Genomic DNA, 5952 nt, shown 5'->3' with positions numbered 1-5952 from the left:
CTTTCAGCATCCGCAGGGCGTCGGCGAGCGACGGCACGCCTTCCCAGCGCAGCTCGAGGTTGTAGTTCAGCCCGCCGCGGATCAGGTGCAGGTGCGAGTCGTTCAGGCCGGGGATGGCGGTATGGCCTTTCAGATCGACCACTTTGGTGCCGTCGCCGTGGTGCTGCATCACCTCGGCGACGGTACCCACTTCCAGAAATTTTCCGTCGCGCACGGCAACGGCTTCTGCGAGAGGATTCTCGCGATCGACGGTGTGAAACTGGCCGTTAACCAGAATGAGATCGGCTTTACCGAGGGTAACCATAAGAGCTCCAGACTAAGAGGGGAATGGTCAGGATTATGGGAACCGGTTTCGGCAAAGATCCAGTTATACAATAGGATAGGTATACCAAAGTATAACTATACCTAAGGTTAACTATACGAAGAGATAATTACACCACAGCGCTGTGGGTCATAGGATGAACGCGATTTTATCGGCGTGCTGTTCGCGGCGATTTTAACCTTTAACCTCACTGGATAATCTTATGACCACTTCTAAGCTCGAAGTCTTAACCCCTGCCAACTGTCAGATCATTTTCATCGACCACCAGCCTCAGATGGCGTTTGGCGTGCAGTCGATTGACCGCCAGGTGCTGAAAAACAACACCGTGGCGCTGGCGAAAGCGGCTAAGGTGTTCAACATCCCAACCATCATCACCACCGTTGAGACTGAAAGCTTCTCCGGCAATACCTATCCGGAACTGCTGGACGTGTTCCCGGGCCAGGACATTCTGGAGCGTACCTCCATGAACTCCTGGGACGACCAGAAAGTGCGTGACGCGCTGAAGGCCAACGGCAAGAAGAAAGTGGTTGTCGCCGGTCTGTGGACCGAAGTGTGCAACAACAGCTTTGCCCTGTGCGCGATGCTGGAAGGCGACTACGAAATTTATATGGTGGCAGACGCCTCCGGCGGCACCTCCAAAGAAGCCCACGACTTCGCGATGCAGCGCATGATCCAGGCGGGCGTGATCCCGGTGACCTGGCAGCAGGTGATGCTGGAGTGGCAGCGTGACTGGGCGCGCAAAGAGACCTACACCGCGGTGATGGATATCGTGCGCGAGCACTCCGGCGCCTACGGCATGGGCGTGGATTACGCCTACACCATGGTGCACAAAGCGCCGTCTCGCCAGAAGAGCGAGCACCGCACCTTAGCGCCGGTTCCGGCTCGCTAAGTCCCGTCGGCGGGCTGGTCCCTCATCCGGCTCGCCGCTGCCTCTTTCTCTGGAGTTCACAATGAGTACTGGGCTGATATCCCTTGCGGCAGGCGTGTTGATTGGCCTGATGTATGCCGTGCTGAAGGTGCGCTCCCCCGCGCCGCCAGCGCTGGCGCTGATTGGCCTGCTGGGGATGCTGGCGGGTGAACAGGCGATGCGTCATCTTTTATCCCGCGATAATCCGGCTGCCGTGCAGGTGACGGTTCCCCACGTTCAACACCCGACCGGAGCGTCATCATGAAGGCCTGGATTATTTCGCTGGTGTGCGGGGCCGCGGCTGGGGTACTTTACGCCCTGCTCGACGTGCATTCCCCGGCGCCGCCGGTCGTCGCGCTGCTAGGCCTGTTCGGCATGCTGGTGGGTGAACAGCTGATCCCCATCGGGCGTCGTCTGGTGAGCCGCGAACCGCTGACCCTGGCCTGGTTTCGTCATGAATGCGTACCGAAAATCAGCGGTACTGCGCCCCCCGCGCCCGCGAAGGAAAGCCGCGACGCGTAACGATTTGTTTGAGGAAAGACAGCATGACGCTGCCGTGGCGCATTGCCATCATCGATGACGAACGCTCTGTTCGCAGCGGGCTCAGTAATCTGCTGCAATCGGAAGGGTATGCTACCGATACCTTCGATTCGGCAGAGGTGTTCTTGAGCCACCCTCTCGCCCTGTCAGGCGCGTCGCTGGTGATCACCGACATCAAGCTACGCGGCATGAACGGCATCGAGCTGTTTGAGAAGCTGCGGTTGCTGGCCGCGCCGCCGCCGCCAATACTGCTTATCTCCGGCCATGCTGATGAAAATATGCAGCGGTATGCACTCAGTCTGGGCGCCGCTGCATTTTTGCGTAAGCCGATTAACATCGATATTCTGCTGGATCATATTCAGCGGGAGCTGACCCGCCGACAATAAGGATCGCGGATGAACGAACATACGTCGCCTGCATTTTGGCCCGCCCGGGGAAGTCTCCATGAAGGGCGGGCTTTTGTTCTGAAAGAGGATGTCATTTTTACCGTGCTGGCGCAGGAGGGCGGCATCTCCTGGATGAACGGGCGGCATCCCCAGTCCGGCGGTTCGTTTATTATTGCCACCGCGGTCAGCGATGAAGAAGAGGAGCGGGCAACGCGGCTGCTGAAAAACGAGTTTGCCCTGCGCGATCGGCTTCATGACGGCTGGGCTATCCGGCCCGTCGCTTCAACCCAGTACCGCGGACGTTTTGCGCTGGTCTACGCGCCGTTCTGCTTTGAACTGCTGGCGTGCCGGGCAGGTAAGGCGATTTCCGGGATCGCCCGCTTTATCGAGATGGCGATCCGCATCTGCGGTCCCCTGCGCCAGATGCATCAGCACAACCTGATCCACGGCGATATCAAACCCGGGTCGATCTTCGTTCATCACGATGCCACCTGCCGTCTGTGCAGCTTCGGTCTTTCCTGCGGCACCTCCGACGCCTTCTCCCAGTCCCGGCTTGCCGCGTCTGGCGGCACGCCCGCCTACATGTCACCGGAACACACCACGCGTACCCGGCGCGCCGTTGACAGCCGGAGCGATCTCTACAGTCTGGGGATCGTGCTTTATGAACTTCTGACCGGGCGATTGCCGTTTGAACTGAGCGCTGATGACCAGACCAACTGGGCGCATTATCACATTGCCTCTGAACCGCTTGCGCCGGGTCGGGTGCGCCCGGACGTACCCGGCATGTTGTCGACCATTATCCTTAAGCTGCTGGAGAAGAATCCGGAGAATCGCTATCAGACCGTCGACGGGCTGATTGCCGACCTCAGGCGCTGCCAGGCGACGCTGACCGTTGAAGGCGAAATTGTCGACTTTATTCCCGGCCAGCAGGATCGCTCTCCGGCGATCCATCTGGCCGATTCGCTTTTCTCTGCGCATCCGCAGGCCAGCGACGTCATCGCCGCGTTTGAGCGGGTCAGCCAGAGCGGTGCGCCGGAACTGGTGACGATTGGGGGACCTTCGGGGATCGGCAAATCTTCCGTGATCGCCACCACGCTGAAATCGCTGCAACAGCGCAAGGTGCTGCTGGCGGTGGGCAAGGTCGATCAATATTCTCCCACGCTGCCCTACGGCGTGCTGAGTTCGGCGTTTCGGACGCTCACGCTGCACCTGCTCGGGCTGCCAGCCGGGGAGGTGGCGACGTGGAAAATCCGTCTGTCGCGCGCGCTGGAAGGCTATGAAGAGCTGGCCGTCAGCCTGGTGCCGGAGCTGAATTTACTCCTTGAGAACAAACCGCGTTTCTCCGCGGATACCTTTTCCATCGACGCGCGGGCGCGCTTCAGCCATATGGTGCTGGCGCTGGTGAAAACCTTCGCCACCCAGGGCGCGCCGCTGGTGCTGCTGCTGGATGATGTGCAGTGGATCGACGCCGCCAGCCTGCAAACGCTCGATCACCTGCTGCGCGCCTGCGGCGCCATCCCGCTGCTGGTGGTGGTGGCGCACCGCGACCTCAGTTCGCTTTCTGATCCCACCTTGCAGACCGCGCTGGCGAGCCTGCCGGAGGCGGCGCAATACGCCACGACGATTGTGCTGCAGCCGCTGTCGGTGAAGGCCGTGGCGCGCTGGCTCGGGGGGATTTTTCATGCCCGCAGTACGGGCACCGCCGATCTTGCCACGCTGATCCATGAAAAAACCGGCGGCAACCCGCTGTTCGTGCAGGAGTTTTTCCGCCGCATCGTCGATGACGGACTGGTGGTGCACAACAAATATCAGGGGAAATGGCATTACGATCTCCAGGCCATCCGCGCCCGGCACTACACCGAAAACGTGGTGACGCTGGTACTTGAACAGCTCAAGGAGATGCCCGACGAGACGCGCCGCCTGCTGGGCAGCATCGCCTGCCTCGGCTGCACCGGCGAGCTGGAGATGCTGTGCCGCGTGGTGGGGCGGTCGGCGGCGGAAATCCGCTACGCGCTTCATCCGGCGGTTACCGCTCAGCTGATTGTGCTGACGGAGAAAGAGTACGCTTTTACCCACGATCGGGTGCAGGAAGCCGCCTTTGCCCTGCTGGATGAGGGCGAGAAAAGCCATCTGCATCTGACCACCGCCAGCCTGCTGGCGGATGCCGCACGGCAGACGGCGGGCAACGAACTGCTGTTCCGCGCGGTTCACCACGTCAGCGCCGCGCTGGACTGCATCCAGCCTGCACCCCAGCGGCAGCGATTCCGGGAGCTGAGCCTTCAGGCCGCGCGGCGTGCGAAGCGTACCGGCGATTACCTTTCCGCCTTAAGCTATATCCAGACCGCCAGAGCGCTGGGGAATGCGGGCCCGGTCTCGGACTTTATGCTGGATATCGAAGAGGCGGGCTGTGAGTTTGCGCTCGGGCACCTGGAGCGTACGCGTGCGCTGTGCGATGCGATCCTCGGTTCACCGGGCGGGCTGACGGAGAAAGCGCTGGCCGCCAACCTGCTGGCGGAAGTGTATATGCGCCAGTCGGAGATCCGACTGGCGCTGGAGGCGTCGTTATGCTGGCTGGGCGTGTTCGGGATCCAGATCAGCCGCTACCCGGAAAATGCCGAATGTGACGAGGCCTGGCAGCAGTTCTGTCAACGCACCGCCGACGCGCCGCTGAACCCGTTTTCTCAGCTTAAGCTGATGGAGAACGCAGAGACCGAAGCGGTGATGAACCTGCTTTACAGCGCCAGTATTTTCGCCAGCTTTACCTGCCCGCGCCTGCACTTTTTACTCCTGTGCCGGATGATGCACCTCACGCTCGATCACGGCATCACCGGCGCCTCCACCACGGCGATGGCCTGGTTTGGCGTGCTGATTGGTCACCGCTACGCCGAATACCTTCTCGGATTTGAGTACGGCACGCTGGCTCGTGAGCTGGTGAACCGCCACGGCTATGATGCCTATGAAGCCAAAACTCTGCTGCCGCTCGACCAGCTCAGCGTCTGGACCCAGCCGCTGTCGTACACTATCGAGTGCGCAAAGGCCTGCTTTACCTCGGCGGTGACCCACGGCGACATGACGATGGCCTGTTTCGCGGCCTGTCATCAGATCATTAACTTCCTCTCCCGGGGCGATCATCTGGATGGCGTGCTGACCAGCATCGATCGCGGTCTGGCCTTTGTACGCAAAACGGATTATCAGGACATTGAAACCGTTCTGCACATTCAGCGCCGCTACGTGGAGTTTTTACGCACGCCGGTGACGGGCCCATGGAGCGCCGCCCAGGCGCTGCCTGACGATCTGCTGCCCGCGCCGCCGGAGCAGGCGCCCGAGCAGACCTCGACTATGCTGTTCTGGTGCTGGCTCTATCGCGGGATGGCGCACTTTTCCTGCGGCGAATACGCCGACGCACAGGCGGATTTAGAGAGGGCGGGCTGGTATGCGTGGTCCGCGCCGGGGCATATTCATCTGCTGGATTACCATTTTTACAGCGCGCTGGCGCTCTCCCGTCAGCTCACGCCGGAGACCTTCTCGGCGGATTATCGCCGCAGTATTCATCACCATTACGACAAAATTGCCCTCTGGGCGCGGATCAATTCGGGCACGTTTGCCGATAAAGAAGCGCTGATTTACGCCGAAATCGTCCGTCTGGACGGCATGAACAGCATCGCGCTGGAGCAGTATGAAAAAGCGGTGCGGCTCTCGCGGGAGGGCGGCTTTAACCCGATCAATGCCCTGGCGCACGAGCTGGCAGGGCGTTTCTCGCTGGCCTGCGGCTACCCGACCGCCTCCGACGCCCATTT

6 protein-coding genes are annotated in these 5952 nt (G+C 60.9%); 5 read left to right on the top strand and 1 reads right to left on the bottom strand.

All coding sequences use genetic code 11. The features are described 5' to 3' along the window. Window positions 1–304, bottom strand: a 304-nt coding sequence (locus tag DD606_RS23495; protein WP_139158343.1) for an amidohydrolase family protein, incomplete at its 3' end; no start/stop codon positions are given. A gap of 220 nt (window positions 305–524) precedes the next feature. Here DD606_RS23495 and DD606_RS23490 point away from each other — a divergent pair. From DD606_RS23490 to DD606_RS23470, 5 genes are all read left to right on the top strand, one after another. Continuing rightward, window positions 525–1211 (top strand): hydrolase, encoded by a 687-nt coding sequence (locus tag DD606_RS23490; RefSeq protein ID WP_003863053.1) that lies wholly within the window; start codon window positions 525–527, stop codon window positions 1209–1211. A 61-nt stretch (window positions 1212–1272) separates the two neighbouring features. Then, window positions 1273–1494: a DUF1427 family protein gene (locus tag DD606_RS23485; RefSeq protein WP_003863054.1), complete on the top strand. Its 222-nt coding sequence runs from the start codon at window positions 1273–1275 to the stop codon at window positions 1492–1494. Next, complete coding sequence (locus tag DD606_RS23480) at window positions 1491–1751, top strand: XapX domain-containing protein (protein ID WP_023324098.1); 261 nt, start codon at window positions 1491–1493, stop codon at window positions 1749–1751. The genes DD606_RS23485 and DD606_RS23480 overlap by 4 nt, the downstream gene beginning before the upstream one ends. A 23-nt stretch (window positions 1752–1774) precedes the next feature. Beyond that, window positions 1775–2155, top strand: coding sequence for a response regulator (locus tag DD606_RS23475; RefSeq protein WP_129259253.1), 381 nt, complete (start codon window positions 1775–1777; stop codon window positions 2153–2155). Between the two features lie 9 nt (window positions 2156–2164). Beyond that, a partial coding sequence (locus DD606_RS23470) for an AAA family ATPase (protein ID WP_129259251.1) occupies window positions 2165–5952 on the top strand: 3788 nt, incomplete at its 3' end.

Origin of the sequence: Enterobacter cloacae complex sp. GF14B, assembly GCF_004136805.1 — a bacterium.
Lineage (GTDB): Bacteria > Pseudomonadota > Gammaproteobacteria > Enterobacterales > Enterobacteriaceae > Enterobacter > Enterobacter hormaechei_C.
The sequence above is the reverse complement of the archived record's forward strand: the minus strand, read 5'-3'. Positions and strand labels throughout refer to the sequence as shown.